This is a genomic window from Hwanghaeella sp. LZ110, from assembly GCF_048892525.1.
Classification (GTDB): Bacteria; Pseudomonadota; Alphaproteobacteria; order UBA8366; family Aestuariispiraceae; genus Pacificispira.
The window spans coordinates 754,086-780,623 of record NZ_JBLZHT010000001.1 but is presented as its reverse complement, the minus strand read 5'-3'; the positions used below and the strand labels follow the sequence as shown (position 1 = coordinate 780,623).

Annotated in this window: 23 protein-coding genes; 22 read left to right on the top strand and 1 reads right to left on the bottom strand. The window is 57.1% G+C overall.

All coding sequences use genetic code 11. From position 1 onward, the window contains the following. The first annotated feature begins 156 nt into the window (after positions 1-156). Positions 157-1,203: an alcohol dehydrogenase family protein gene (locus tag ACOSDM_RS03440; RefSeq protein WP_420723081.1), complete on the top strand. Its 1,047-nt coding sequence runs from the start codon at positions 157-159 to the stop codon at positions 1,201-1,203. Positions 1,204-1,214: 11 nt separating this feature from the next. Here ACOSDM_RS03440 and ACOSDM_RS03435 read toward each other — a convergent pair whose 3' ends face one another. Then, the gene (locus ACOSDM_RS03435; protein ID WP_420723080.1) at positions 1,215-1,475 is read right to left on the bottom strand and encodes a hypothetical protein; all 261 of its coding nucleotides are present in this window, start codon (positions 1,473-1,475) and stop codon (positions 1,215-1,217) included. Between the two features lie 99 nt (positions 1,476-1,574). Here ACOSDM_RS03435 and ACOSDM_RS03430 point away from each other — a divergent pair, with 99 nt between their 5' ends. The 21 genes from ACOSDM_RS03430 to ACOSDM_RS03330 all read left to right on the top strand — a co-directional run bounded on the left by ACOSDM_RS03430 (position 1,575) and on the right by ACOSDM_RS03330 (position 26,527). Then, entirely contained in the window at positions 1,575-2,183 is a 609-nt protein-coding gene (locus ACOSDM_RS03430; RefSeq protein WP_420723079.1) for an inner membrane-spanning protein YciB, read from the top strand. Positions 2,184-2,208: 25 nt separating this feature from the next. After that, on the top strand, positions 2,209-3,324 hold the full coding sequence (locus tag ACOSDM_RS03425; RefSeq protein ID WP_420723078.1) for a methyltransferase: 1,116 nt from the start codon (positions 2,209-2,211) through the stop codon (positions 3,322-3,324). Between the two features lie 42 nt (positions 3,325-3,366). Beyond that, positions 3,367-5,154, top strand: coding sequence for a tetratricopeptide repeat protein (locus ACOSDM_RS03420; RefSeq protein WP_420723077.1), 1,788 nt, complete (start codon positions 3,367-3,369; stop codon positions 5,152-5,154). A 412-nt stretch (positions 5,155-5,566) separates the two neighbouring features. Continuing rightward, positions 5,567-6,037 carry a division/cell wall cluster transcriptional repressor MraZ gene (locus ACOSDM_RS03415; protein ID WP_420723076.1) on the top strand — a complete coding sequence of 157 codons (471 nt, stop codon included), beginning with the start codon at positions 5,567-5,569 and terminating at the stop codon, positions 6,035-6,037. Next, complete coding sequence (gene rsmH / locus ACOSDM_RS03410) at positions 6,034-7,008, top strand: 16S rRNA (cytosine(1402)-N(4))-methyltransferase RsmH (RefSeq protein WP_420723075.1); 975 nt, start codon at positions 6,034-6,036, stop codon at positions 7,006-7,008. The genes ACOSDM_RS03415 and rsmH overlap by 4 nt, the downstream gene beginning before the upstream one ends. Further along, entirely contained in the window at positions 7,005-7,385 is a 381-nt protein-coding gene (ftsL, locus tag ACOSDM_RS03405; RefSeq protein WP_420723074.1) for a cell division protein FtsL, read from the top strand. Before rsmH ends, ftsL begins: the two co-directional genes overlap by 4 nt. Further along, positions 7,382-9,166 carry a peptidoglycan D,D-transpeptidase FtsI family protein gene (locus tag ACOSDM_RS03400; RefSeq protein ID WP_420723073.1) on the top strand — a complete coding sequence of 595 codons (1,785 nt, stop codon included), beginning with the start codon at positions 7,382-7,384 and terminating at the stop codon, positions 9,164-9,166. The genes ftsL and ACOSDM_RS03400 overlap by 4 nt, the downstream gene beginning before the upstream one ends. Before the next feature lie 40 nt (positions 9,167-9,206). Then, positions 9,207-10,658 carry a UDP-N-acetylmuramoyl-L-alanyl-D-glutamate--2,6-diaminopimelate ligase gene (locus tag ACOSDM_RS03395; RefSeq protein WP_420723072.1) on the top strand — a complete coding sequence of 484 codons (1,452 nt, stop codon included), beginning with the start codon at positions 9,207-9,209 and terminating at the stop codon, positions 10,656-10,658. Further along, the gene (locus ACOSDM_RS03390) at positions 10,655-12,103 is read left to right on the top strand and encodes a UDP-N-acetylmuramoylalanyl-D-glutamyl-2,6-diaminopimelate--D-alanyl-D-alanine ligase (RefSeq protein WP_420723071.1); all 1,449 of its coding nucleotides are present in this window, start codon (positions 10,655-10,657) and stop codon (positions 12,101-12,103) included. The genes ACOSDM_RS03395 and ACOSDM_RS03390 overlap by 4 nt, the downstream gene beginning before the upstream one ends. A 4-nt stretch (positions 12,104-12,107) precedes the next feature. Then, positions 12,108-13,193 carry a phospho-N-acetylmuramoyl-pentapeptide-transferase gene (gene mraY / locus ACOSDM_RS03385; protein WP_420723070.1) on the top strand — a complete coding sequence of 362 codons (1,086 nt, stop codon included), beginning with the start codon at positions 12,108-12,110 and terminating at the stop codon, positions 13,191-13,193. A gap of 4 nt (positions 13,194-13,197) precedes the next feature. Then, positions 13,198-14,562, top strand: a complete 1,365-nt coding sequence (murD, locus tag ACOSDM_RS03380; protein WP_420723069.1) for a UDP-N-acetylmuramoyl-L-alanine--D-glutamate ligase — start codon at positions 13,198-13,200, stop codon at positions 14,560-14,562. Then, the gene (gene ftsW / locus ACOSDM_RS03375; protein ID WP_420723068.1) at positions 14,562-15,677 is read left to right on the top strand and encodes a putative lipid II flippase FtsW; all 1,116 of its coding nucleotides are present in this window, start codon (positions 14,562-14,564) and stop codon (positions 15,675-15,677) included. The genes murD and ftsW overlap by 1 nt, the downstream gene beginning before the upstream one ends. Further along, positions 15,674-16,825 (top strand): undecaprenyldiphospho-muramoylpentapeptide beta-N-acetylglucosaminyltransferase, encoded by a 1,152-nt coding sequence (gene murG, locus ACOSDM_RS03370; protein WP_420723067.1) that lies wholly within the window; start codon positions 15,674-15,676, stop codon positions 16,823-16,825. The genes ftsW and murG overlap by 4 nt, the downstream gene beginning before the upstream one ends. Then, positions 16,825-18,225: a UDP-N-acetylmuramate--L-alanine ligase gene (gene murC / locus ACOSDM_RS03365; protein ID WP_420723066.1), complete on the top strand. Its 1,401-nt coding sequence runs from the start codon at positions 16,825-16,827 to the stop codon at positions 18,223-18,225. Before murG ends, murC begins: the two co-directional genes overlap by 1 nt. Then, on the top strand, positions 18,222-19,154 hold the full coding sequence (murB, locus tag ACOSDM_RS03360) for a UDP-N-acetylmuramate dehydrogenase (protein WP_420723065.1): 933 nt from the start codon (positions 18,222-18,224) through the stop codon (positions 19,152-19,154). The genes murC and murB overlap by 4 nt, the downstream gene beginning before the upstream one ends. Continuing rightward, positions 19,151-20,056 (top strand): D-alanine--D-alanine ligase, encoded by a 906-nt coding sequence (locus ACOSDM_RS03355; RefSeq protein WP_420723064.1) that lies wholly within the window; start codon positions 19,151-19,153, stop codon positions 20,054-20,056. The genes murB and ACOSDM_RS03355 overlap by 4 nt, the downstream gene beginning before the upstream one ends. Then, positions 20,044-20,943 (top strand): cell division protein FtsQ/DivIB, encoded by a 900-nt coding sequence (locus tag ACOSDM_RS03350; RefSeq protein ID WP_420723063.1) that lies wholly within the window; start codon positions 20,044-20,046, stop codon positions 20,941-20,943. Before ACOSDM_RS03355 ends, ACOSDM_RS03350 begins: the two co-directional genes overlap by 13 nt. Positions 20,944-21,028: 85 nt before the next feature. Then, positions 21,029-22,261, top strand: a complete 1,233-nt coding sequence (gene ftsA / locus ACOSDM_RS03345; protein ID WP_420723062.1) for a cell division protein FtsA — start codon at positions 21,029-21,031, stop codon at positions 22,259-22,261. Between the two features lie 149 nt (positions 22,262-22,410). Next, positions 22,411-24,186, top strand: a complete 1,776-nt coding sequence (gene ftsZ / locus ACOSDM_RS03340; RefSeq protein ID WP_420723061.1) for a cell division protein FtsZ — start codon at positions 22,411-22,413, stop codon at positions 24,184-24,186. A 463-nt stretch (positions 24,187-24,649) separates the two neighbouring features. After that, positions 24,650-25,573 carry a UDP-3-O-acyl-N-acetylglucosamine deacetylase gene (gene lpxC / locus ACOSDM_RS03335; RefSeq protein WP_420723060.1) on the top strand — a complete coding sequence of 308 codons (924 nt, stop codon included), beginning with the start codon at positions 24,650-24,652 and terminating at the stop codon, positions 25,571-25,573. Positions 25,574-25,702: 129 nt separating this feature from the next. Continuing rightward, on the top strand, positions 25,703-26,527 hold the full coding sequence (locus ACOSDM_RS03330; RefSeq protein WP_420723059.1) for an outer membrane protein assembly factor BamD: 825 nt from the start codon (positions 25,703-25,705) through the stop codon (positions 26,525-26,527). Positions 26,528-26,538 lie beyond the last annotated feature (11 nt).

Genomic DNA, 26,538 nt, shown 5'->3' with positions numbered 1-26,538 from the left:
GGGCGGATGGATCAATGACAGAGTTGTGTCATTGCGATCATAAGGCTTGTGACGCAACAATCTGTCGCGAAAAATACTGAATGTTTCGCATCAGGACCCTTAAACCCGGTAATAGAGTCATACGATAGCGGGCGATACACGGCGAAGGAGCGTTACATGACCTTACCGCAGAAAATGAGCGGCGTTGTTCTGACCGGTCACGGCGGGCCGGAAATGCTGGAATGGCGCGACGACCTGACCGTCCCCACGCCCGGAAAAGGGGATGTGATTGTCCGTGTCAGCGCTGCGGGGGTGAATAATACCGACATCAATACCCGCCTTGCCTGGTATTCAAAGGGGGATGGCGATGCAGACGACGCCACATGGTCGGGCGCGCCGATAGCCTTCCCACTGATCCAGGGGATTGATGTCTGCGGCCAGATTGTTGCCACCGGTGAAGGTGTAGACCCCAAGCGCATTGGGGAACGGGTCCTGATTGAACCCTGTTTACTGGAAGCCAATGGGGAAAGGTTGAAAACGCCGTGGTTTCTGGGCTCTGAATGCAATGGCGGCTTTGCCGACTACACCCGCGTGGCGTCCCGTCATGCCTATCGGATTGTGAGCGATTTAACGGATGCGCAATTGGCGTCATTTCCATGCTCCTATTCAACGGCGGAAAATATGCTGACGCGCACCAATGTTGGTCCGGATGACACCGTGTTGATCACCGGCGCATCCGGCGGTGTCGGCTCTGCTGCCATTCAACTGGCCCGCGCCAGAGGGGCCACAGTGATTGCCGTCACAAGCCCGTCAAAAGCCGAGACTCTTAAATCCCTGGGCGCGATCAGAACCGTTGATCGCAGCAATGATCTGATCGCCGAATTGGGTCGAAACAGTATGGATGTCGTGATTGATCTGGTCGCCGGTCAGAAATGGCCCAGCCTGCTGGACGTATTGCGCCCGGCTGGGCGGTATGCGGTTGCAGGGGCCGTCGCTGGCCCGATTGTGGAACTGGATGTTCGGACCCTGTATCTTAAGGATTTGAGCTTTTACGGATGTACGGTTCTGGAGCCACAGGTCTTTGGCAATCTGGTACAGCGAATCGAGCGCAAGGAAATAGCCCCCCTGGTCGCGGAAACCTATCCATTGCGCGATATTGCCGCCGCTCAAAAGGCTTTTGGAGAAAAAGGCTATGTCGGGAAAATCGTGTTAACGGTGCGTTGAAACAAGAACCATCAGACAACGATATTCAGGTAAAACCCGCGCCGCACACCTTCGCGCGGGCCTTTGTCCCCATCGAAAGCCAACAAGGTGCGCAATCGATTGAAGGCGCCTTCCAGAACGGATGTCGAATCAACGGACCGCCCATCGCCTGGCGACGCATCCGAATTGCCCGACCGACCAGCGCCAGGACGAGTCAGCCCAACGCCACCGCCGATGCCTTCCTGCGGGCGTGGTTGAATGCGGGTACCAATGCCTGATCCAAAATCGCTCATACACAGAGTATACCGATAGAAACCCCCTTTTTGCAATGATTGGAAAAGGCTGAAATCGGAAGGGTGACGGCACTGGAACAATCGCTTATATAGGGTGCCATGACAGATCAACGCCCCCCTTCTTCGCGCACGCACCAGGACGCCAAGGCTCCAAAAGCCCCGGCCTGGCTGAAGCCAACAATCGAATTTGCCCCATTGGGGGCATTTTTAGTGACCTGGTTGACAACCAAAGACCTGATGCTAGCAACAGCGGTTGTCATGGTCGCCAGTTTCGTCGCCGTCATCGTCTCCTTTGTTGTGCAAAGGCAAATTCCATGGATGCCGCTGATGACAGCTGGAATTGTCGGGGTTTTCGGTGGATTGACGCTGTATCTTGAGGATGAGAGCTTCATTAAAATGAAGCCCAGCATGATCAATACCATGTTCGCCGCCATCCTGCTGGGCGGGCTGATGATCAAGAAACTACCGCTGCGGGCTGTGATGGGCCAAGCCCTGGAAATGCCTGAGCGGGCCTGGAAGTTATTGACCCTGAGAACGGCGATCTTCTTTCTGGCGCTGGCTGCCTTGAACGAGATTGTATGGCGCACACAAGCCACGGAAATCTGGGTCTATTTTCGCTTCCCGGGTCTGATGCTGCTGACCTTTGGATATTTCGCAACACAAATGCCATTCATGATGCGCCACGGTAAAGAAAAGCCAAGCGAGTAACGCGACAGGGGATTCCAGAGTTTCTATGGCTAAATTGGAAAAATTGATCGAAGACGCGGAAGAACATTATCGCCAGGGCCGATTGGATGCTGCTGTTGTCGCCTATGAAAAAGTCCTGAAACAAGAACCGGATCATTTAGAAGCCCTGGAATGGCGCGGGGAATTGGCCGTGCAACAGGACGACTATGAACGGGCCGTGGAAACACTGTCCCGGGCACGCCAATTGCGCGGCGATGATGCCTTTACCGAATATACCAATCTGGGCCTGTGCTATTACGAATTGAACATGCCGGAAGAGGCGGTAGAGACGCTGTGGCGCGCCGTGCGGCGCGACGCCGATGATCTGGTTTCCCATTCCAATCTGGGAAAGTCGCTTTACGATCTGTATGCCCATGACAGGGTGGAAGAAGCGGTCACCATCGCTGCGGAATGGATGCGGCGCTTCCCCAATGTGCCAGACGCCCAACATATCGGGGCGGCAATTTCCGGCCTGGGCCTGCCCGACACCGCCAACGCCGCCTATGTCGAAGATATCTTCAATGACTATGCACCGATCTTTGATGAGAAACTGGCTGAGCTTGGCTATCGCGCCCCGGCACTGATCCTGCAAGCCTTGCAGCCACATCTGCCAAGCCCCAATCGGGACCTGGTCATTCTGGATGCAGGTTGTGGCACGGGCCTGTGCGGCCCCCTGCTGGCCCCGTATTGCCAGCGTCTGGACGGGGTGGATCTGTCACCAAAAATGCTGGAAAAGGCCAAATCCAAGCAACTGTATGATCGCCTCAGCAAGGCGGAACTGACCGCCTTTCTGAACAATGCGCCTGACATGTATGATGTCATCGTTGCGGCAGATGTCCTGTGCTATTTCGGCGATCTCAGCCGCGCGGCAGCCGGCTTCCTGAATGCCCTGGTACCGACCGGGCGATTGGGATTTTCCGTTGAACGCATGGATGATGCCACCGCTGACGAACCTGGATATCGACTGGATCAAAGTGGTCGCTATAAGCATGACCCCGCCTATGTTGAACGCGTCCTGGAGGAATCAGGCCTGCTTATCATCGATATCACACAGGAAGACCTGCGCAGTGAATATGGTGTATCCGTCGGCGGCCTGATCATTACCGCAGCGAAGCCCGCGTAAGGATGCTTCCCCGACCCGGCGTTCCCAGTGTAAGCTTGCCCTATGGATAAAGACGATACGATAGGCGCACACGACGCAAGACCAGACCCGACGGAGTCTAAGACCCCGCAGACGGATGACCCAGTTTCTCCAAAATCCGACTCTGCAACGGCCCAGACAAATCAGAATAAGGCTGCGCCGCGCCGCGCGGTTGCAAAGGCGGTTGTTTCCAAGGCTGTCGCGAAACGCCTGCCGACAAAACAAGCCCCTGCTGCGCAGCCCGCATCCGCCCGCACTGTGGCGAAGGCAACCTTCACCAAACGCACCACGACCAAGCGCCCAATTGCAAAGGCGGTCATTAAGGCGGCTGCAAAAAAAGCGCCGGTGGCGATCCAGGATCAAAAACCCGACCCCCTTCCCCCCCCGGAACAGAAGAGACCGGCAAAACCGCCAGAAAAACCGGTAGCTCAAATTATCTCCCGCCCGGACCGGGACCCTAAACTGTTGCTCAGACAAGCGTTGCGCGCCCATCAGACCAATAAACTGGAAGAAGCCGAAGAGCTGTATCAGCGGACCCTGAAACTGGATCCTGACAATGCCGCAGCCTGGATTAATATGGGGGTATTGCTGCGCCGCCGCGGCCACCTGGAAACCGCTGTTACCTGTCTGAAACGGGGGATCGCACTGACCCCAAATGATGGTCCTGCCTGGTCAAATCTGGGCAATGCGTTGCGATCATCCAACAGATTAGACGATGCCCTGATGGCGCAACGCCGCGCCCTGGATCTGTCCAGCGATGTGGCGCGCATCCATTATAACTTTGGCCTGACCATGCGCGATAAGGGGGACCTGGAGCAAGCCGCCAGCGCCCTGCGTCGGGCGGATTTGCTGGGGTATGATGCACCCGAACTGGGATGGGACATCGCCTTGACGCATTTGTTGGCGGGCAAGCTGCGCGACGGTTTCCAGGCTTATGAGAACCGCTGGAATTTACCCGAATCCACAAAGTCCCATCAGTCCCTGCCCGCCTGGGATGGCAAACCCTTAAAGGGTCGCACTTTATTGGTTTGGGCGGAACAGGGTATGGGCGATACGATCCAGTTCTGCCGATATCTTACCGATGCTGTCGATGGTATCGGCAAATCGGGAGAAAAAATCGTGCTGGAAGTTCAGGCTCCCCTGGCGCGGGTCCTGCAACGATCCCCCAACTTCTCCAAGATCACCGTTATTCCGCGCGGCACAAAACTGCCCCGCTGCGATTTACAGGTGCCCCTGTTGAGCCTGCCCCGGCTGTGCGGCACAGAAATGGACAGCATCCCGGACCATTGTCCCTATATTATCGCACCAACCGACACCACCAAACCCAGCGGCCTTCGCCGGGACAGACTGAATGTTGGTCTGTGCTGGGCCGGAAAACCCAGCCATAAAAATGATCGCAACAGGTCCAGCGCCTTGCATCACTTCGCCAGCCTGCTTGACCTGCCTGGGACAGATTTCATCTCTCTGCAGAAAGGTCCCGCTGCGCAGGATATTCAGGACTTGTCCTTAGCACCATTGTTGCGGGACATGGGCAGCGGATTTCGGGATTTCGCTGACACAGCCGTCGTGCTGCGGGATTTGGACCTGATCATTACTGTTGATACATCCGTTGCGCATTTCGCCGGGGCAATGGCGCGACCGGTTTGGGTCCTATTACCCTATGCGCCCGATTGGCGATGGATGCTGCGCCGGGATGATAGCCCCTGGTATCCATCCATGACGCTGTTCCGCCAGACCAGCCCCGGCGATTGGCCCGAGCTTTTCACACGGGTTCGACAGGCCCTGATCCGAAAACTGCGCAGTTTCGGTTAACCTAATCGGGTTTCCCTTCCCCGAAAATCAATTGGCCCGATTTGTTCTCCTAAGTTAAATGGGAACAAAACAAGAAATAGCGCCTTCTTTGCTTGCCCGCGCGCGCTCAAATCATCGCCCTTCACTCTAAAGCGGTACCCGCTAACTTCCAGCGGCGGTTTTTATCTTGTCTTATTATTGGACAACAACTTGCTGTTTGCCTGTTTTTAGCACCATATTCGTTGACGGATAGCGTATTCCCATGATATCCCATAAATACCCATAACCGTAGTATCTGACATAGTATGCGTGATGTGTTTCTGAAGACATTCGCGGAAAATGGGCAACCCGTTGTTATCAAATGGGTTTTTTTGAATACGTACCGGAATCGCCCATCGGGGGAGATATCCAGACACAAGGGGTGGCCTTCAGCATGACGCTGTTCGCTGGCACATTCGAAAATAAAGTTGACCGGAAGGGACGTGTTTCCTTGCCGGCCGATTTTCGTTCCGAATTGCCGGAAGGGGGCGAGCGGATCGTCTATATCTACCCCTCTCCTCGCCACGAAGCGCTGGAAGCCTGTGACAAGGCCTTCATGAAGCGCATTGTTGAAGCGATTGAGGCGCGCCCGCTTTACTCCGATGACGAAGAAGACCTGAATCAATCTATCGTCGCGACGGCCCGCAAGGCGTTGCTGGATGAAACCGGTCGCCTGGTTCTGCCGCCGGATCATGCCGCCCATGCCGGGATTTCCGATCTGGCGGTCTTTGTGGGCCAGGGCAATCGCTTTCAGATCTGGGCACCAGAGCGCTTTAAGGATCACAGCGAAAAAGCCCGTGCCCGCGCGAAAAACAAAACCCTGACATTGTTGCCCGCTCGGGGCACAGAAGGCGGTGACGCATGATCGCCCCGTCTAAAGACCCTCATTTCCCTGTCATGCTGCCGGAAGTCCTGGCGGCATTGAAACCGGCGGCTGGTGAAGTTCACCTGGATGGCACTTTTGGCGCAGGCGGCTATACCCGTGGTATTCTGGATACCAGCGATTGCCGCGTCTTTGCAATCGACCGGGACCCGGATGCTATTGCCCGCGGCCAATCCCTGGTTACCACGTATGGTGATCGTCTGACGTTACTGACCGGCACTTTCGGGGATATGGAACACCTGTTGTCTGGCGTTGGGGTGACCCAGTTGGACGGCGTCGTGCTGGATCTGGGTGTGTCTTCGCCTCAGATCGACACACCGGAACGTGGCTTTTCGTTCCGGTTCGATGGCCCTTTGGACATGCGCATGGGGCTGGATGGTCCCAGCGCCGCCGATGTCGTCAATGAATGGCCGGAAGAAGAACTGGCCCGCATCATCTGGGAATATGGGGAAGAGCGTTTTTCGCGTCGTATTGCCAAGGCTGTCGTGCGGGTACGGGCGGAAAGCCGCATTGAAACCACCACACAACTGGCGAATATCGTCCGGGGGTGCGTCCCCCGTGCGAAAGACAAGATCGACCCCGCGACACGGACATTCCAGGCGCTGCGCATTCAGGTGAATGATGAATTGGGAGAATTGGACCGCGCCCTATTGGCCGCAGAACGCCTGTTGGTGCCAGGCGGGCGGTTGGTCGTCGTCGCGTTTCACAGCCTGGAAGACAAACGCGTGAAGGCCTTCCTGCGCGCCCGGTCCGGTCGGGCCGGCGGGGGTGGATCACGCCATCTGCCCCAGGGTCACGCGGAAACCCGCAGCCCGTCTTTCACCCTGATGACAACCGGTACCGTCAAACCATCCGCATCTGAAACCGCAGTCAATGCCAGGTCCCGCTCCGCGCGCTTGCGCGGCGCATGGCGCACCGATGCGCAACCTTGGACCGATGGAGGATCGCTATGAGAGTTTTAGTAATCGCCATTTGGATCATCATGGTGACGGTCACCGGCTATACGCTGTTTCATATCAGCTTTCAGGTTGAGGCGCTGGATGGGCAATTGGCTGAATTGAACCAGCAAATTCGCGACGAACAAGAAACGATCCATAATCTGAAGGCGGAATGGTCCTATTCCAGCCGCCCGGATTGGATTGAATCCCTGGGCAAAGAATTTCTGCCCGACATGCATTCGATGGAGCCATCCCAGGTGATGGCCATTGAAGATATCCCGTTTCGCCGCACCGATCCGCAAGAAGCGGATGCGGGCGCTGAAGCCGCCTCGGCGGCACCATCTGGCACGACAGAAGTTTTGCCAGCGACCCTAGTGAGGACCTCACAATGATCGGACCGTTCAGAAAGACACGGCGTCCGAAGCCACCGGAGTTCGCTCCGCCCCGGCATCGACCGCATTCAGATCGTCGCCCAGCTTTACCTTGTGCCCCCATTCGATCCGACGGCAGCTTCCGTCGTGCGATAGAGATGGGGCGCGCCCGGTTGCTGATCACCGGCGCGGTGATGGCATTCGCCTTTACCGCCGTCGGTGCCCGACTTGTTGATTTAGGGGCGTTCGCCAATCAGAACGTGGCCTCTGTCCAGACCCACGCCATCATCAACCCGGATTTAAGAACGGAAAAGGCGACCATCACGGATCGCAATGGCGTGATCGTGGCAACCAGCCTGACCACGACGGCGCTTGCCGCGCGCCCGGACCGCCTGTTGGATCCAGTGGATGCGGCCCGTCGCCTAGCCCAGCTATTTCCTGAGTTGGACGAGAGTGACCTGCGGGCAAAGCTGACGTCCGATTCTCCCTTCGTTTACGTGAACCGTAAATTGACGCCGAAAATGGAACAGGCCGTGATGCAATTGGGCATCCCCGGTCTGGAGTTTGAACGTGCAGAAACCCGCGTCTATCCCCATGGGCGGCTGTTGTCGCATATTCTGGGTTATACCGATGTCGACGGCAAAGGGCTGTCTGGCATCGAACGGGGTCTGGAAGATCGGCTGCGGGCCAGCAAAGAGCCGTTGCGCCTGAGCATTGATCTGCGTTTCCAGCATGTCGTGCATGAAGAATTGAGCAAGGCTGTCGAAGAATACAGCGCCGAAGGTGGTGCTGGTATCGTGATGGATGTGAATACCGGTGAAGTCATGGCGATGGTTTCCTTGCCGGATTTCGACCCGAACCGTCCTGCAAACACACCTGAAATCAATCGCTTCAACCGTGCGACCTTCGGGACGTACGAACTGGGTTCAACCTTCAAGATATTCAACACGGCGATGTCCCTGGATTCCGGTGCGGCAACCCTGAATGATGGGTATGACGCAACGAACCCAATCAAGATCAGCCGTTTCACGATTTCGGACTATCACGCCAAATCGCGTTTCCTGACATTGCCTGAAATCTTCGTGTACAGCTCCAATATCGGGTCTGCGAAAATGGCGTTGGATGTTGGTCCACCGGCACAGAAGGCCTTCATGGACAAATTGGGCCTGTTAGAGCCCATCGCGCTGGAAATTCCCGAAACCGGTCGTCCGATGTTTCCAAACCCCTGGAATCCGATCAACACGATGACAATCGCCTTTGGTCATGGATTATCGGTAACGCCGCTGCATTTGGCCAATGGTGTTTCTGCCATGCTGAATGGCGGAGAATTGCTGCCTCCCACGCTTCTGGCCCGGGACCATGCTCCCAAAGGGCGTCGCGTGATTTCGGAACGCGTAAGCTTTGACATGCGCCGTCTGATGCGTTTGAACGCCACCGAAGGATCCGGCAAGGCGGCGCTGGTACCCGGCTATATGGTCGGCGGCAAGACTGGAACGGCAGAGAAACCCAGCAGCGGTGGCTATAAGAAGCGGGCGCTGATCTCTTCCTTTGTCGCGGCCTTTCCGATGAACAGCCCCCGCTATGTGGTCTATGTCGTTTTGGATGAACCACATGGCACCAAGAAAACCTTTGGCTTTGCCACGGGTGGTTGGGTTGCAGCTCCGGCGGCTGGCGCAATCATCGAACGGGTTGGTGCCATTGCTGGCATCAAACCGATTCAAGAGAATGCGCCCGAAATTCAACACGTATTTGCCATAGACCTGCCAGAGGAAACCAAGAAGCTCGCCTCGCTGCAACAATAGGCGTTGGGGTGATGATGTGAATGAGGACACAAGGACGGAGATGACCGCAGACAGGATCCTACCGGATATCCCCCTCACCGGACTGACGGCTGACAGCCGCCAGGTCCGGCCAGGATACCTGTTTGCCGCAATTCCGGGCACCGTCGCTGACGGTGCCGCCTTCATTTCTGACGCCGTGGCAAAAGGTGCCGTGGCGGTACTGGCCCCGCCGGGCATTTCCGCCGGTCAAGTCGGGGCCAATGTGACCCTGATCACGGATGCAAATCCCCGTCGTCGTCTGGCCCGAATGGCCGCGGCATTCTATGGCCCGCAACCCGATACGATTGTTGGTGTGACAGGCACCAGCGGCAAAAGCTCAGTCGCAGGGTTCACCCGCCAGATATGGGCCGCGACTGGCCTGAAGTCGGCCAGCGTCGGTACCCTGGGCATTGAAGGGCCCGGCTATACGGGCAGCGAAGGGCTGACGACCCCTGACGCAACCGACCTGCACCGCGAACTGGCTGAAATGGCAAGGGCCGATATTGACCATGTGGCGATGGAAGCGTCCAGCCACGGCCTGGATCAATATCGACTGGATGGCGTCCGGTTCAGCGCAGCGGCCTTCACAAATTTAAGCCATGAGCATCTGGATTATCACCCAACCATGGAAGCCTATCGCCAGGCCAAGATGCGCCTGTTCGAAGACTTGCTGACACGCGGCGGCAGTTGCATCGTCAATACGGCTTCCGCAGAGCACGACCATATCGCCGCCATCGCTCAGGAGCGCGGATTGCGCATGCTGTCCTATGGCTTGGTCAATGGTTCAATCCGCTGCATAGATGCGATTGAAGGCCGCGGCGGCTATGCCCTGACGCTGGATGTGATGGGCGACCGGGTAAAAGTCGATTTTCCCCTGCCCGGCAAATTCCAACTGGAAAACGCCCTTGCTGCCTTGGGCCTGGTCATCGCCACAGGCACCGATGGTCGCCGCGCCGCCCAAATGCTGTCCCGCCTGGAAGGTGTGCGGGGGCGCATGCAACTGGCTGGAACCCGTCACAATGGCGCGCGGATCTTCGTTGACTACGCCCATAAGGCAGAAGCGCTTAAGACCGTCCTGAACACCCTTCGGCCCTTCGTGAAAGGTCGTTTGGTGGTGGTGTTTGGCTGTGGTGGCGACCGTGATCGGGGTAAACGGTCGGTCATGGGCAAATATGCTGCGGAATATGCCGATCAGGTGATTGTCACCGATGATAACCCCCGCACGGAAAATGCCGCCGCGATCCGCGCAGAAGTCATGCAGGGCTGTCCCGATGCCACCGAAATCGGTGATCGGGCCGTTGCCATTGCGCAAGCCGTGTCTGGTTTGACCGGTGACGACATTCTGCTGATTGCAGGCAAGGGCCATGAGACTGGCCAGAAGATCGGCACGACGATACATCCTTTCGACGATGTGGTTCAGGCGAAGACGGCAATAGCCCTTTCTGATGGCACGGCAGCGGGAGGGGGCGTATGAGCAACCAACCAATCCTGTGGACGTCTGAAACCGCCCATGCCGCCTTAAAAGCGCGATCCAACGCAAAATGGGTTACGACCGGTGTCTCCATCGACAGCCGCGCCGTCGCGCCAGGGGATCTGTTCATCGCCCTGAAAGGTCCGAACCATGATGCCCATGATCATATCGCCCAGGCGATTGCTGAAGGGGCCGTCGCTGCAATCGTAAATGCTGATTGGGCACAGGGCCAATCCTTGAATTTCCCCCATCTGATCGTCCCCGACACGATGCAGGCCTTGATAGACCTGGCCCGGTTCAAGCGGGACACGACGCAAGCCAAGGTCATCGGTATTACCGGCAGCGTTGGAAAAACCGGCACGAAAGAAGCGCTGGCCGCCGCTTTGGCAAAGATTGGCGAGACCCACAAGACAATGGGCAATCTTAACAATCACATCGGCCTGCCTTTGACTCTGGCGCGCCTGCCCGATACGGCGCGGTTTGCCGTCCTGGAAATGGGGATGAACCATTCCGGTGAAATCGATGTGCTGTCCCGTCTGGGTCGCCCTGATGTGGCGATCATCACGACGGTCGAAGCCGTGCATCTGGAATTCTTCAAAGGAATTGAAGACATTGCAGATGCAAAGGCAGAAATCTTCAGCGGCATGAATGCACAGGGAACTGCAATCCTGTTTCGTGACAGTCCGGTTTTTGACCAGTTACGGGACCGTGCAGAAACATCAGGCATTCGAAAGATCCTGACCTTTGGCGCGCATATGGATGCCACTATCCGCCTGATCGACAAATCCCTGCATTCAGCCTGCAGCGCAGCGACCGTCCAGATCAATGACAAGACCCTGGACTATTGTCTGGGGGCACCCGGTTTGCACTGGGTCATGAACAGTCTGGCCGTTCTGGGGGCGATTAAGGCCCTGGGCGAGGACCTGATTGCAGCCAGTGCCACATTTTCTGACATCCGCGCGCCGCGCGGTCGCGGGGCCTATCGCCAGATCACACTGTCCAATGGCGGCAGTTTCGGCCTGATCGATGAAAGCTATAATGCAAGCCCTGCCTCCGTCCGTGCCGCTATTGCCGTATTAGGCGGAACACATCCAAAAGACGGTGGACGCCGCATCGCCGTTCTAGGCGACATGCGAGAGTTGGGTGCGGCTGGACCAGACCTGCATGCGGCCCTGACCAAAGACCTGCAACAGGCAGACATCGATCTTGTTTTCTGCTGTGGCCCGTTGATGAAATCGCTGTGGGCTAAATTGCCCCCGGCGCAACGCGGCAGCTATGCCGAAATTTCCACCGATCTTGTTGATCCTATCTGTGCCGCCCTGAAGGCCGGGGACATTGTCACGGTCAAAGGATCCCTGGGCACAAATATGGCCCCAATCATTCGCGCACTGGATATGCTGGGCGCGGAAACCAGCCGGGCCGCAATCGCCCAGGCTGCAGGAGGATAATTCTATGCTCTACACCCTCCTGGCCCCGTTTGCCGATACCTTTCCCGGCATCAACCTGTTCCGGTACCTGACCTTTCGCACGGGTGGCGCGATCATGACGGCTTTGCTGATCAGTTTCCTGATCGGCCCAACGGTTATTCGCTGGCTAAAGTCAAAACAGCGCGGATCCAGCAATATTCGCGAAGACGTGCCTGAAGGCCATCTGGTGAAGGCGGGAACGCCAACAATGGGCGGCTTTCTGATCCTGGTCGCATTGGTTCTTTCCACCCTGCTATGGGCTGATATCAAGAACCATTATGTCTGGATCGTCCTGCTGGTGACGGTTGGCTTTGGCGCTATCGGGTTTGCCGATGATTTTCTGAAACTGACCAAGCGCAATTCCAAAGGGCTGCCTGGCAAGATGAAACTGTTGGCGCAGTTCATTATCGGAACTGCAGCCGCCTTGTGGTTTATGTCCGTGACCAACGAACCCTTATCAAGCGGCCTGGCGATCCCCTTCCTGAAGGATACATTGATCAACCTGTCCTGGTTCTTCCTGCCTTTCGCCTTGTTTGTCATGATCGGGGCGTCCAATTCAGTGAACCTGACCGACGGGCTGGACGGGCTGGCTATCGTGCCGGTCATGATTGCAGCAGGATGCTTTGGCTTTATCGCTTACCTGGTCGGAAACACTGTTTATGCCGGTTATCTGGGCATCCACTATGTTGAAGGCAGCGGCGAACTGGCGGTTTTCTGTGGCGCCGTTCTGGGCGCAGGCCTGGGCTTTCTGTGGTTCAATGCACCTCCTGCCATGGTCTTCATGGGCGATACCGGATCCCTATCTTTGGGCGGCGCATTGGGGGCAATCTCCATCGTCACCAAACATGAAATCGTATTGGCTATCATCGGTGGCCTGTTCGTGCTGGAGACCGTGTCGGTGATTGTTCAGGTGGCCAGCTTCAAGATGACCGGCAAGCGCGTCTTCGCCATGGCGCCGTTGCACCATCACTTTGAAAAAAAGGGCTGGAAAGAGCCGACCATCGTGATCCGGTTCTGGATCATCGCCGCCATCCTGGCCCTGGTCGGCCTTGCCACCCTGAAACTGCGGTGAGGCAATGACACACAGACCTGACATTCGCCCGCTGACCCTGTTTGCTGACAAGCCCGTCTATGTCGTCGGGCTTGGTGCGTCTGGCATGGCCGCCGCACATGGTCTGCGTGCCGGTGGCGCGAAGGTGTTGTGCTGGGACGACAATCAGGCGACCCGCGACAAAGCCTTGGCGCAGGGATTTAACATCGATGATCCGGCAACCTCTTCCCACCTGGAAGAAGCCGCCGCGCTGGTACTGGCACCAGGCATCCCCCTGACCCATCCAGCCCCCCATCCTGCCGTATTGGCCGCACAGACAGCCGGTATTGAGATTCTGGGGGATATTGAACTGTTGTTCCGGGCACAGCCGAAAGCGCGCTATGTCGGGATCACCGGGACGAATGGCAAATCCACCACCACGGCCCTGGTCGGGCATATCCTGCGCCAGGGCGGTGTGGATGTTGCAATTGGCGGTAATCTCGGAATTCCCGCCCTTACCCTGCCGAATGCCGCCGTCTATGTGCTGGAAATGTCCTCTTATCAACTGGAGCTGACTCCCAGCGCCATGTTCGATATTGCAGTCCTGTTGAATATCACACCCGACCATTTGGACCGCCATGGTGATCTGAACGGATATATTCAGGCTAAGATGCGCATCCTGCGACCACGCGACGCCGACAGTTTGGCAATTATTGGAATTGATGAGCCGCACAGCGCCAGCATCGCAGACCAATTGATGAAAGATGGGCGCGCAATCAGCCGCATCGCGCATACGACCCAGCCTGTGGCGGATATGATCGATGACGGGCAATGCCCTGCCCTGGCGGGTGATCACGGCAAGCAGAATGCCGCCGCAGCCTTCGCCATCGCCCAGGCGCTGGGCCTGTCACAGGAAAGCATCCTGGAAGGCCTGCGCAGCTTTCCTGGTCTGGCCCATCGCCAGGAGCGGATTGCAACACTGGATGGCGTCACATTTATCAATGATTCCAAGGCCACCAATGCGGAATCCGCTGCCCGCGCCCTGTCGGCTTTTGATGGGATCTACTGGATCGCCGGCGGCAAGGGCAAGGATGGCGGTTATGGCGCACTGGACGCCTATCTGACCCGCGTGCGCCATGCCTTCCTGATCGGGGATGCCGCGGCTACCATGGCCGATTGGATCGGCAATCGCGTCCCGACAACTCTTTCCGGCACGCTGGAAACCGCGATTGGTGCTGCCTTTCAAATGGCCCGCACTGAACCGTCCGCTGGACCGGTTATTCTGTCGCCCGCCTGTGCATCCTTTGATCAATTCCGAAACTTTGAGGTCCGGGGCGATGCCTTCCGTGACCTTGTGCTAGCGCTTCCTGCCAATTCCCGCACGGTTTTCTCAACAAGGGAGGCCGCGTGATGGCCATCGCACGTAATGATACTTCTGTCTTGGGTCGCTGGTGGTGGACCGTGGATCGGTGGACACTGGCCGCCCTGCTGACGCTGGCATTGCTGGGCCTGTTGATGACCCTGTCCGCCAGTCCCTCCGTGGCGGAACGCATTGGCGCGGACCCAATGCATTTTGTGCGCAAACAGGCGATCCTGTTGATCCCATCCCTATTGGCAATGATCGGCGTTTCCCTGATGGATCCCCGCGCCATTCGTCGCCTGGCCCTGTTGATGCTGGGCGGTTCCATCGTCCTTTTGGTCGCAACCCTTTTCATCGGCGCAGAAATCAAGGGCGCGACCCGATGGGTCTCCCTGGGCGGATTTACGGTACAGCCGTCAGAATTCGTAAAACCCGCCTTCGCAATCATCGCTGGCTGGATGTTCGCCTCTCAACGGATGGGGGAAACGATGCCCGGCTATGCGTTTGCCGGGCTTCTTTACCTGCTGGTGGTCAGCCTGTTGCTCTTGCAGCCCGATGTCGGACAGGCCGCCGTTGTGACCGCGATCTTTGGGGTGCAATTTTTCCTGGCTGGCCTGCCGATGATTCTGGTGATCATCATGGTCCTGGGGGGCATTGGCATGCTGGTCAGCGCCTATTTCGTCTTTCCCCATGTGCAGAGCCGAATTGACCGCTTTCTGGATCCCGCCGCAGGAGACACTTTCCAGATCGATAAAGCCCGGGAAGCTTTTATGAATGGTGGCCTGTTTGGACGCGGCCCCGGTGAAGGCATTGCCAAGGCGAACCTGCCCGACAGTCATGCGGATTTCGTGTTCGCCGTGGCTGGTGAAGAATTGGGCCTGATCGCCTGTTTGATCATTGTCGGTATCTTTGCCTTCATCGTATTGCGGGGCTTCTCTCGGGTGCTGCAAGACAATGACCTGTTCGTCGTCGTCGCTGCGACGGGTCTTCTGGTTCAGTTCGGCTTGCAGGCACTGATCAATATGGCCTCTACCCTAAGCCTGATTCCAACCAAGGGCATGACACTGCCGTTCCTGTCCTATGGCGGGTCGTCTTTACTGGCTTTGGGGATTGGTATGGGGATGCTGTTGGCGCTGACACGAAAGCGACCGGGGGTGCTGTCATGACATCCAATCCCTTGATCGTTCTGGCGACTGGCGGCACCGGCGGGCATGTCTTCCCGGCCCAGGCCCTGGCCGAAGAATTAAAGAAACGCGGTAATCGCCTGGCCCTGATCACGGATCGGCGGGGCGATGCCTATTCAGGACCCTTAGGGGAATTGGATGCCCATACGATCAGTGCTGCGGGTGTTTCCGGCAAGGGCCTGATCGCACGGTGTATGGCGGCCTTTCAATTGCTGATCGGATATTTTCAGGCCCGGTCCCTGCTGTTGCAGATGACACCATCCGTCGTCGTAGGCTTTGGTGGTTATCCAAGCGTCCCCACGATGATGGCGGCCAGTCACCTTGGCATTCGCACTGCCATTCATGAACAAAATGCCGTCCTGGGCCGCGCCAACCGCCTGATGGCGTCGCGCGTCGACAAGATTGCGCTCAGTTTCGATGAAACGGATGGATTGCGCCCCAAGGATCAGGACAAGGCGCTGCGCACCGGTAATCCCGTTCGCCCGGAAATCGCCGCCCTGTCCGGGCGTCCGTTTACACCGCCGGGCCCGCAAGACCGCCTGAATATATTGGTCGTGGGGGGCAGCCAGGGCGCACAGATTTTGGGGGAGGCTGTTCCCGCTGCCCTGACCGGATTATCCCAGGATTTGCGCAATCGCCTGTCTGTCGAACAACAGACCCGCGCAGAGCAATTGGATGCTGTAAAGGCTGCCTATCAATCGGCTGGCATTCGTGCCGATGTGCGCAGCTTCTTTGACGATATGCCCGAACGCCTGGCGCGGGCGCATTTGATAATCGGGCGCGCTGGAGCGTCGACCATGGCGGAAGTCGCGACCGTCGGCCTGCCCGCCATCCTGATCCCCTATGCCTATGCGATTGATGATCATCAGGCAGCCAATGCCGCCCGGCTCAGCGATGCAGGCGGTGGATGGGCTATTCCCCAGATGGATGTAACAGCCGCCGATTTAGGGCGCCGATTAGAGCAATTATTGGCCAACCCCTCCGTATTAAGCGCCGCCGCACAGGCTTCGGCACGAACCGGCATTCCAGACGCAACGGTTCGACTGGCAAATCTTGTTGAAAGCCTGGCGACAGGCGAAGGCAGTGTTGGCGCGGTTCGGGCCGGAAATGCCAGAAAGGAAGCCGCATAATGCAAATTCCACTCTCCCTTGGTCGTTTGCACTTTGTCGGGATTGGCGGCATTGGCATGTCTGGCATTGCAGAAGTCATGCACAATCTGGGCTATGCCGTATCCGGCTCTGATATGGCAGAAAATGCCAATGTTCTGCGCCTGCGCGGCCTGGGCATCGATGTGAAGATTGGACACCTGGCGGAAAATGTTGCTGGCGCAGCCGTGGTTGTCGTCTCCACCGCCGTTAAGCGTGAAAACCCTGAAGTCGCCGCCGCCCGCGCAGCCTTGATCCCGGTCGTGCGTCGCGCGGAAATGCTGGCGGAAATCATGCGCCTTAAATGGTCCATTGCGGTAGGCGGCACCCATGGCAAAACCACAACCACCTCTTTGGTCGCGCAAATGCTGGACAGCGCCAAAATGGACCCGACCGTCATCAATGGCGGCATCATCAATGCCTATGGCACGAATGCCCGCCTGGGTCAGGGCGACTGGGTTGTCGCCGAAGCGGATGAAAGTGACGGGACCTTTGTAAAACTGCCCGCCACGATTGCGATTGTGACCAATATTGATCCCGAGCATATGGATCATTACGGGACATTCGATGCCTTGCGCGATGCGTTCCGGACCTTTGTCCAGAACATCCCCTTCTATGGATTTGCCGCGCTGTGCCTGGACCATCCAGAAGTCCAAGCCTTGATCGGGCGCATCGAAGACCGTCGTATCATCACCTATGGCTTCAGCCCGCAAGCGGAAATTCGCGCGGTAAAGGCCCAGCCTGGACCAGATGGATATGACCTTACCGTCGAAATTTCTCCCCGTACCGGTAACAAGCGGCAGATACCCGATATCCACCTGCCGATGCATGGTGACCACAATGTTAAGAACGCCTTGGCGGCGATTGCTGTCGCGGTAGAAATGGGCCTGTCGGATGACACAATCCGCAAGGGTCTGGCTGATTTTACCGGCGTTAAGCGTCGTTTCACCAAAACCGGCACCTGGAATGACATCACCATCATTGATGATTACGGTCATCACCCTGTGGAAATTGCAGCCGTCCTGAAAGCGGCACGACAAGCAACCACCCACAATGTTATCGCGGTCGTTCAGCCGCACCGCTATACACGGCTGCATGATCTGTTCGAAGATTTCTGCACCTGTTTCAACGATGCAGACAGCGTGCTGGTCGCGCCGGTCTATACCGCAGGCGAAAACCCTATTGAAGGCGCAGACCGGGACCATCTAATCGAGGGCCTGCGCGCACGCGGCCACCGGTCCGTCGCTGGGATTGAGGGGGAGGACGACCTGCCCGCCGCGATCCGCAACCTGGCAAAGCCCGGCGATATGGTGATCTGCCTGGGGGCGGGTTCCATTACCTATTGGGCCAATGCGCTGCCGACAAAATTGGCGGGGGGTGCATGATGATGGCGCTGCGCACCGATCCATTTGGCGACGACCTGATCAGCCGCCTGCCCAGCACAATCGGGCGACTGAGCGAAGGCAGCCTGCTGTCGAAAGTCACCTGGTTCCGCGTCGGGGGACCTGCGGAGGTTCTGTATAAGCCCGCCGATCAGTCGGACCTGCAAACTTTCCTGGCCGCCCTGCCCAAAGATATCGCGGTAACCCCGATTGGGGTTGGTTCCAATCTGTTGGTCCGCGACGGCGGCGTCGCTGGCATTGTTTTGCGTCTGGGCGGGGCTTTTGCCGACATCACCGTAGAGGGAAATGAAATCGAAGTCGGCGCAGCTGCCCTGGATGCCAATATTGCAAAAACCGCCGCCAATGCCGGATTGACCGGCCTGGAATTCTATTCCGGTATTCCTGGCACGATTGGCGGGGCCCTGCGTATGAATGCGGGGGCTTATGGCACTGAAACCAAGGATGTTCTGGTCTGGGCGGAAGCACTGGATCGTTCAGGAACCCTGCATCGCCTCAGCGCAGATGAAATGGGCTTTAGCTATCGCCATTCCAGCATTGATGACGACTGGATCTTCGTGCGCGCCCGCTATCGCGCGTCCCCCGGTGATAAAACTGAAATCCTTGCCAAGATGGCGGAAATTCAAGAAAGCCGCAGCGCCAGCCAACCGATCCGCAGCCGCACCGGTGGCTCCACCTTCCGCAATCCCCCCAATGGCAAGGCCTGGCAGACGATTGATGCTGCGGGCTGCCGGGGCTTGGTCTGGGGCGGCGCGATGGTATCAGAACAACACTGCAATTTCCTGATCAATACCGGCACCGCCACTGCGGCAGACCTGGAAGGGCTGGGCGAAGAAGTGCGCCGCCGGGTGAAAGACAGTCAAGGCATTGACCTGACCTGGGAAATCAAACGCATCGGGAGGACCGCATCATGACAAAGAAAGTGACGGTCCTGATGGGCGGTTGGTCGGCAGAGCGGGATGTGTCTTTGGTTTCTGGCACAGACTGCGCCAATGCATTGGAACGCGCAGGCTATGATGTCACCCGTGTGGACATCGCGCGCGATATTGGTTCGATCGTGAAGGCCTTGGATCCCCGTCCCGATGTGGTGTTCAACGCCCTGCATGGTCGCTGGGGTGAAGATGGTACGATCCAAGGATTGCTGGATATCATGGCCATTCCCTATACCCATTCCGGGCGCGTCGCCTCCACTTTGGCGATGAGCAAGCCACTGTCGATCCAACTGTTCCGCGATGCCGGTCTGCCGACGGCCAATCATGTGACAATGCCAATCGAAAACCTGCGTGCGGGTGTTGATCCCCTGCCGCGCCCCTATGTGGTGAAACCCGCACATGAAGGATCCTCAGTTGGTGTCTATATCGTTGAAGAGGGCAGCAACGGTCCAGACTTCGGTAACTGGAAATACGGCCTGGCCATGGTCGAAGACTATATCCCCGGCCAAGAACTGACCGTCGGTGTTATGGGCGGCAAGGCCATGGGCGTTACGGAACTTCGTCCGCTCAGCGGCTTCTACAGTTACGAAGCGAAATACACCGATGGCAAGACCGAGCATCTGTGCCCTGCGCCAATCTCGGACAGTCTGGCACAGAACTGCATGAATATCGCAGAGCGCGCCCATGTTGCTTTGGGCTGTCGCGGCGTCAGTCGGTCTGATTTTCGATACGATCCAACGACGGAACGATTGGTGATTTTGGAAACCAATACCCAGCCCGGTATGGCCCCACTGAGCCTTGTACCCGAGCAGGCGCGGCATATTGGCATGAGTTTTGAAGAGCTGGTCACATGGATGGTGGAGAACGCGGAATGCGATTCATGACACGGGGCAAGAAACCAAAGGGACGCGCCGCAAAGGCGACGCCAGCCCGGCGTCGCGGCGAAGCGGCGAAGCAACGCACACGGTGCATCGATCATGATCGCCTGAAGCGGGGGCTCAGATTTGGCGCAGTCGCAGCGATGGCACTGATACTGGTCGGCGGCAGCGCCACCGCCTGGCATTTGAACCTGCCTGGACAGGTTGCAGCTTGGGCGGAAGCGAAAACAATGAACGCGACGGCCTCTATGGGTCTGGCGGTAAAAGAGGTCTATGTTATCGGTCGTCAGGAAACCGCACGGGAAGATCTGCTGACCGCGCTTAACATTCACGTTGGCGACCCTATTCTGGGGTTCAGCCCACAGGCAGTCAAACAGCGTGTTGAACAATTGGGATGGGTGAAATCAGCAGAAATTCGCCGCACCCTGCCCGGCATTGTCGTCGTGAAAATCGAAGAACGCCGCGCGGTGGCCATCTGGCAACATGAAGATGAGTTCGTGCTGATCGACAGCGAAGGGATAACCATTGGCGCAAAGGATGTGCATCGCCATGGTCATCTGAAAGTCGTCGTGGGTCCAGACGCACCGGAACATGCGATGGACCTGTTAAATATGTTGGCGCAGGAGCCAGAACTTGATGACCGTGTAATTGCCGCTGTGCGCATTGGCGCGCGTCGATGGAATCTGCGCCTCAGCGGCGATATCGATGTAAGCCTGCCGGAAGAAAATGCGGCAAAAGCCTGGCAACAACTGGCGATTTACCAGCGGGACCATGAAATTCTATCGCGCGCGATCCAGGAAATCGATCTGCGCAACATCGATCGCATGACCCTGGAATTGACGGAACCCGCCTTGCAAGAGGTTAGCGGACGCAACTTGGGTGAACAGACATAGCCTTTTAAAACACACGACCGACTGGCTCAGGAAAGTATATGGCATCCGGCCCAATGCCGGGGGATCAGGGTAAGGAAGAACGAAAGTGGCAACGCGCAAACTAACGGCTTTAGACATTGGATCTACCAAGATTTGCTGTTTTATCGCGGAAGTCTCGGAAGCGGGACGTATTCGCGTCACGGGGATGAGCCACCAGCAATCCGCCGGGCTGAAAGGCGGCATGGTGGTCGATATGGAAAGCGCTTACCGCGCCATCCTGTCTGCCGTGCATTCCGCCGAACAAATGGCCGGGACGACGATTGAAGACGTGGTCTTGTCCATCAATGGTGCGCGCCCCCACAGCACGACCCTGACGCGGGAAATGCAAATCGGTGGTGGCGCGATTCGCGATCCTGATATTTCAAGACTTTTGCAGGAAGCCCGTGAAAGCGTCGCTCTACAGGACCGGATGTTGCTGCACGCCATCCCAATCGGTTATTCCGTCGATGGCGGTCCATTGCTGAAAGAGCCACGCTCGATGCATGCCCAGACCGTGGGCGTAAAAATGCATGTGGTCACAGCGAATGAAAGTGCCGTTCAGAATTTGGTGAACTGTGTCGCGCGTTGTCACTTGACCGTATCCGATTTCGCTCTTGCCCCCTATGCCGCGGGTTTGTCCGCGCTGGTCGAAGATGAAAAGGACCTGGGCGCTACCGTGATCGACATGGGCGGCGGCACGACCAGCTTCAGCGTCTTTTATGAAGGGGCGGCGGTTTATGGGGACTGCATCCCGGTTGGGGGTCAGCATGTGACATCCGACATTGCACGGGGTCTATCAACCACCCTGCAACAGGCAGAGCGGTTGAAAACCCTGTATGGTTCCTGCCAACCCGCGCCGTCGGATGATCGGGAATTGATCGATGCGCCGCGTATTGGAGAGGAAGATGACACCTCTCCGAATCGGGTTCCCCGCAGTTTTCTGGTGTCCATCATTGCACCGCGGCTGGAAGAGACCTTCGAATTGGTGCGCAAACGCATGGAAGCGTCCGGGGCCAATGGCATGGCGGGTCAACGGGTCGTCCTGACCGGCGGGGCCAGCCAATTGCCAGGTGTTCGGGAAATGGCCGGACGGATCCTGAACAAACAGGTGCGTCACGGGCGTCCTTTAAAAGTTTCAGGTCTTGCGGAAGCGACCGGCGGCCCCGCTTTTGCGACCGCTGCAGGCCTTTTGCACTTCGCCGTAGACGATTGTGGGGAGGCCCGGGGCAGCACCTCTCAATCAACTGCGAATCAGAATGGACTCCTTGCCCATATAGGAAAGTGGTTTAGTGGCTTTTAAGCAACACTCAAACAAAAAAATGCAAATTCTGTCCGAAAATGCACCTGAAAAACGGTCCTTTTTCGGCGAATCACGTGAGACTCGCCTCAGCTGTCGCGTTTCACGAATCCAGTACGGCTGTTAGACACCATCGCTCGAAGGAGGCGAATATGAGCATTAACTTCCAAGCACCCCAGACGGATGCTGATCTTAAGCCGCGGATCGTGGTCGTAGGCGTCGGTGGCGCCGGTGGCAACGCCGTCAACAATATGATTCGCTCCAACCTGGAGGGCGTCGAATTCGTCGTCGCCAACACGGATGCGCAAGCCCTCAAGCACTCGCAGGCGGATCTGAAAATCCAACTTGGCGCGACCTTAACGCAAGGTCTTGGCGCCGGGGCCCGCCCGGAAGTCGGCCGCGAAGCTGCCGAAGAATCCATGGCCGATGCGATGGAACATCTGGCCGGGGCCAATATGGTCTTCATCACCGCCGGTATGGGCGGTGGCACTGGAACTGGTGCCGCACCTGTTCTGGCCGAGGCCTGCCGCGATCATGGTATGCTGACGGTGGGTGTTGTCACCAAGCCCTTCCATTTCGAAGGCGCACACCGCATGCGCGCCGCCGAACAGGGCATCGAAGAACTGCAACAGTTCGTTGATACGCTGATCATCATTCCAAACCAGAACCTGTTCCGTGTCGCCAATGAAAAGACGACCTTTGCCGATGCCTTTAAAATGGCAGACGATGTTCTGTATTCAGGCGTTCGCGGCGTCACCGACCTGATGGTCATGCCGGGCCTGATCAATCTGGATTTCGCCGATATTCGCACGGTGATGAGCGAAATGGGCAAGGCAATGATGGGAACCGGCGAGGCAGAAGGCGACAATCGCGCCATCATGGCCGCGGAAAGCGCGATTTCCAATCCGCTGCTGGAAGATGTGTCGATGGCCGGCGCGCGGGGCGTGCTGATCAACATCACCGGCGGTCCGGACATGACCTTGTTCGAAGTCGACGAAGCTGCAAACCGTATCCGGGAAGAAGTGGATTCGGACGCCAATATCATCTTCGGCTCGACCTTTGATGAAAATCTGCAAGGCATCATGCGCGTTTCCGTGGTCGCAACCGGCATTGAATCCGAATCCGCTCAAATGCCACGTCCACAGTCCAAGGCAACGGTTTCCCCGCTGCGCCCTCGCCATGTGGCCCCTGTTGCTGAAGAAGCCTCTGTTGAAGAAATCGCACAGGTTACAGCGGCAGAACAGGACGATATTGCCGCCCACAGCGATAATGCCGCCTATGACCAGGACACCTATGATCACGACGACGCAGAGGTGGATCCTTATGCCGATACAATGGCACAGGAATCTGACGTCGCAACCGAAACGGCAGCCGCTGACGATAATGCAGATCTGGAGGAAGACCTTCCAGAACCGGCCCTGTTCGATGCCCCTGCAGCAAAAGCCCCGGAAGCGGCACCTGCGATGCAGGCAAAAGAGACGGCACAGACCACGCCTCAGGCCGCCCCTCAAGCGGTTCGCCCTAAGGATGCCTTCATTCCACCACGCCCTGTTCGCCCGGAAGAACTGAACCGTCGCGCAACAGAACGGAATGCGGAACCATTTCGCGAAGCCGACCTGATGAATGCGGGAGAACACGCAGGAAAACCGAAAGAAAAGCAAAGCCTTTTCAGCCGCGTTACTGGCTTGGGTTTGAACCACACCGCCAAAGCGGCCCCGGCAAAGCCAAGTGAACCATCGCTTGTCCGATCCGAACGGACATCGCCGACGCCAGCCCCGGCCCCACAGCAGCAGGCCCCAACCCCAATGCAACGCCCTGCTGCGCCCCCTCAGGCGCAGTCTCACCCTGTGGAAAAGGATCTGGCGCCGTCCAAGGCGGAAGAGGAAATGCTTGAAATTCCAGCCTTTTTGCGCCGTCAGGCAAACTAACAAGTTTCGCATCCAGCGCCTGTATCAGGGGGTTGGATGCGTAAGATTTAATGCACCTGCATAGAAATTCCGGCCGCGACCAATAACAGGCGCGGCCGGAAATCTGTCTGGTCCCTGATCTTGTGTGGTACAAATCTTGCTCACACAAATTCTAGACGGAGCATCCTTGAAACAATACCCGTAACTGGCTAGAAGAATACACTGTGGAAGGAGCAAAAAAGCCAAACAAATCAAGCTGATATTTCTTCCGGATAGAAACAGAACAATGCAACAAAATGTAACACTAGTTGATTTGAGGCTTTGAGAGCACAGTGCTATCCATCGAACATACCGATCACCTGAGTTTAGCGTAGGCTTAGTCGCTGCGGGGGGATGGGTGAAGAATACTGGAATAAATGTTTGGGCACCGTCGGAAACCCAACACACGAGATAGATAAGGCCGGTGATAAGAATGTTGGATGGTATGAGCGACCTGATGGAAGCGTCCACCCGCTCGGTAACGACCGGGTTGTTACAGCGGACGCTGAAGGCACCGATCCATTGCAATGGTATCGGCCTTCATTCTGGGTCGACCATCAATATGACGCTTGTCCCCGCTGATCCCAATACGGGCATTCTGTTCCGTCGCATCGATCTGAAAAATGGCGCCCGGGATATTCGTGCCCGGTATGACGCCGTAGTCGATACACGCATGTGCACAACAATCGCCAACGATCATCATGGGTCAGTGGCAACGGTCGAACATCTAATGGCGGCACTGGCTGGTTGTGGTGTCGATAATGTGGTGGTTGAATTGGATGGACCAGAAGTGCCGGTTATGGATGGCAGTTCAGAACCGTTCGTCTTCCTGATTGAATGCGCCGGTGTGGTGGAACAGGCTGCCGAACGCTCCGTCTTGCGGATCAAGCGTCCCGTCGCGGTTGAAAATGGTCTATGCACGGCTGCGCTGGAACCGGGTCATCGCTTCACCATGGCAATGGGGATCGATTTTGACAGCCGCGCCATCGGTCGCCAGGATATTTTCCTGGAAATCAGCGATTTGACCTTCAAACGGGAATTATCCCAGGCCCGTACATTTGGCTTTCTGCACGAGGTAGAGGCCATGCGTGCGGCAGGTCTGGCGCGCGGCGGCAGCCTGGACAATGCCGTTGTGATTGATGGTGATTCGATCATGAATACGGATGGTCTGCGCTTTGATGATGAATTTGTCCGTCACAAGGCCCTGGACTGTGTCGGCGATCTGGCCCTGGCTGGTGCCCCGATCCTGGGCCATTTCAAGGGACGCCGCACGGGTCACGATTTGAACAATCGCCTGCTGCGGGCTGTTTTCTCAGATGCGGATAATTATGAACTGGTTCCCAGTTCATCCGTACTGACCAGCCTTTAATCCAATTCCGCATCCTGGTTCTTGATATGGCGCTAATCGGTCGCAGATTATCGCTATTGGCGTTTTGATCCCCCGCCCGGAATGCTATAGTCTGTGCGTTCGTTCCCACTGCAGAAATGAGCGGTCCCGATGCGTCTGAGAGAATTCATCTCACCCAATCGTCTGATTCTGTCCATCGCGGCCTTGATGCTGCTGGCATTGACGGCCTGTTCCGATGAAGAACCGGTCTATGTCGAACGTCCGGTTGAAGAATTGTACAACGAAGCCATGGACATGCTGGAGGTGCAAAACTATACCGGCGCCGTTGCTTCCTTTGAAGAAGTCGACCGTCAGCACCCCTATTCGGTTTGGGCGACCAAGGCACAGTTGATGTCAGCCTATGTGAATTACCGCGCCGATAAATATGACGAGGCGATCATCGCCCTGGACCGGTTCATAGACCTTCACCCCGGAAACCGTGACATTGGATATGCCTATTACCTGCGGGCAATTTCCTATTATGAACAGATTGTCGATGTTGGTCGCGACCAAAAAATCACCCGTCTCGCCCTGGACTCATTACAGGATGTCGTGCGCCGTTTCCCAAATTCTGAATATGCGCGCGACGCACAATTAAAAATCGATCTGGCGCGGGATCATCTGGCCGGCAAGGAAATGTCCGTTGGCCGATATTATCAACGCCAGGGGGAATATCTGGCCGCGATTAACCGGTTCACCACCACGATCCGGGACTATGAAACAACAACCCATGTACCCGAAGCCCTGCACCGGCTGGTCGAAAGCTATGTCGCCCTGGGTATCCGGCCGGAGGCTGAGCGCACCGCATCGGTTTTGGGGTATAACTTCCCGGGCAGCGACTGGTATTCAGACTCCTATGCGCTGCTGGAAGGAAAAAATTTGGATAAGCCGGAAGACAATTCCTGGCTGAGCTGGACCTGGTCCTGGATCTTTTAGAACGGCGCGCC

Coding starts and splice junctions, on each gene's coding strand:
- ACOSDM_RS03440 (WP_420723081.1), top strand. CDS start 157: ATGACCTTACCGCAGAAAATGAGCGGCGTTGTTCTGACCGGTCACGGC.
- ftsZ (WP_420723061.1), top strand. CDS start 22,411: ATGAGCATTAACTTCCAAGCACCCCAGACGGATGCTGATCTTAAGCCG.
- murG (WP_420723067.1), top strand. CDS start 15,674: ATGACATCCAATCCCTTGATCGTTCTGGCGACTGGCGGCACCGGCGGG.
- mraY (WP_420723070.1), top strand. CDS start 12,108: ATGCTCTACACCCTCCTGGCCCCGTTTGCCGATACCTTTCCCGGCATC.
- ACOSDM_RS03430 (WP_420723079.1), top strand. CDS start 1,575: ATGACAGATCAACGCCCCCCTTCTTCGCGCACGCACCAGGACGCCAAG.
- ACOSDM_RS03415 (WP_420723076.1), top strand. CDS start 5,567: ATGACGCTGTTCGCTGGCACATTCGAAAATAAAGTTGACCGGAAGGGA.
- ACOSDM_RS03400 (WP_420723073.1), top strand. CDS start 7,382: ATGATCGGACCGTTCAGAAAGACACGGCGTCCGAAGCCACCGGAGTTC.
- ACOSDM_RS03330 (WP_420723059.1), top strand. CDS start 25,703: ATGCGTCTGAGAGAATTCATCTCACCCAATCGTCTGATTCTGTCCATC.
- ACOSDM_RS03390 (WP_420723071.1), top strand. CDS start 10,655: ATGAGCAACCAACCAATCCTGTGGACGTCTGAAACCGCCCATGCCGCC.
- ACOSDM_RS03355 (WP_420723064.1), top strand. CDS start 19,151: ATGACAAAGAAAGTGACGGTCCTGATGGGCGGTTGGTCGGCAGAGCGG.
- murC (WP_420723066.1), top strand. CDS start 16,825: ATGCAAATTCCACTCTCCCTTGGTCGTTTGCACTTTGTCGGGATTGGC.
- rsmH (WP_420723075.1), top strand. CDS start 6,034: ATGATCGCCCCGTCTAAAGACCCTCATTTCCCTGTCATGCTGCCGGAA.
- ACOSDM_RS03425 (WP_420723078.1), top strand. CDS start 2,209: ATGGCTAAATTGGAAAAATTGATCGAAGACGCGGAAGAACATTATCGC.
- ACOSDM_RS03395 (WP_420723072.1), top strand. CDS start 9,207: ATGACCGCAGACAGGATCCTACCGGATATCCCCCTCACCGGACTGACG.
- murD (WP_420723069.1), top strand. CDS start 13,198: ATGACACACAGACCTGACATTCGCCCGCTGACCCTGTTTGCTGACAAG.
- ACOSDM_RS03435 (WP_420723080.1), bottom strand. CDS start 1,475: ATGAGCGATTTTGGATCAGGCATTGGTACCCGCATTCAACCACGCCCG.
- ACOSDM_RS03420 (WP_420723077.1), top strand. CDS start 3,367: ATGGATAAAGACGATACGATAGGCGCACACGACGCAAGACCAGACCCG.
- ftsW (WP_420723068.1), top strand. CDS start 14,562: ATGGCCATCGCACGTAATGATACTTCTGTCTTGGGTCGCTGGTGGTGG.
- murB (WP_420723065.1), top strand. CDS start 18,222: ATGATGATGGCGCTGCGCACCGATCCATTTGGCGACGACCTGATCAGC.
- lpxC (WP_420723060.1), top strand. CDS start 24,650: ATGAGCGACCTGATGGAAGCGTCCACCCGCTCGGTAACGACCGGGTTG.
- ACOSDM_RS03350 (WP_420723063.1), top strand. CDS start 20,044: ATGCGATTCATGACACGGGGCAAGAAACCAAAGGGACGCGCCGCAAAG.
- ftsL (WP_420723074.1), top strand. CDS start 7,005: ATGAGAGTTTTAGTAATCGCCATTTGGATCATCATGGTGACGGTCACC.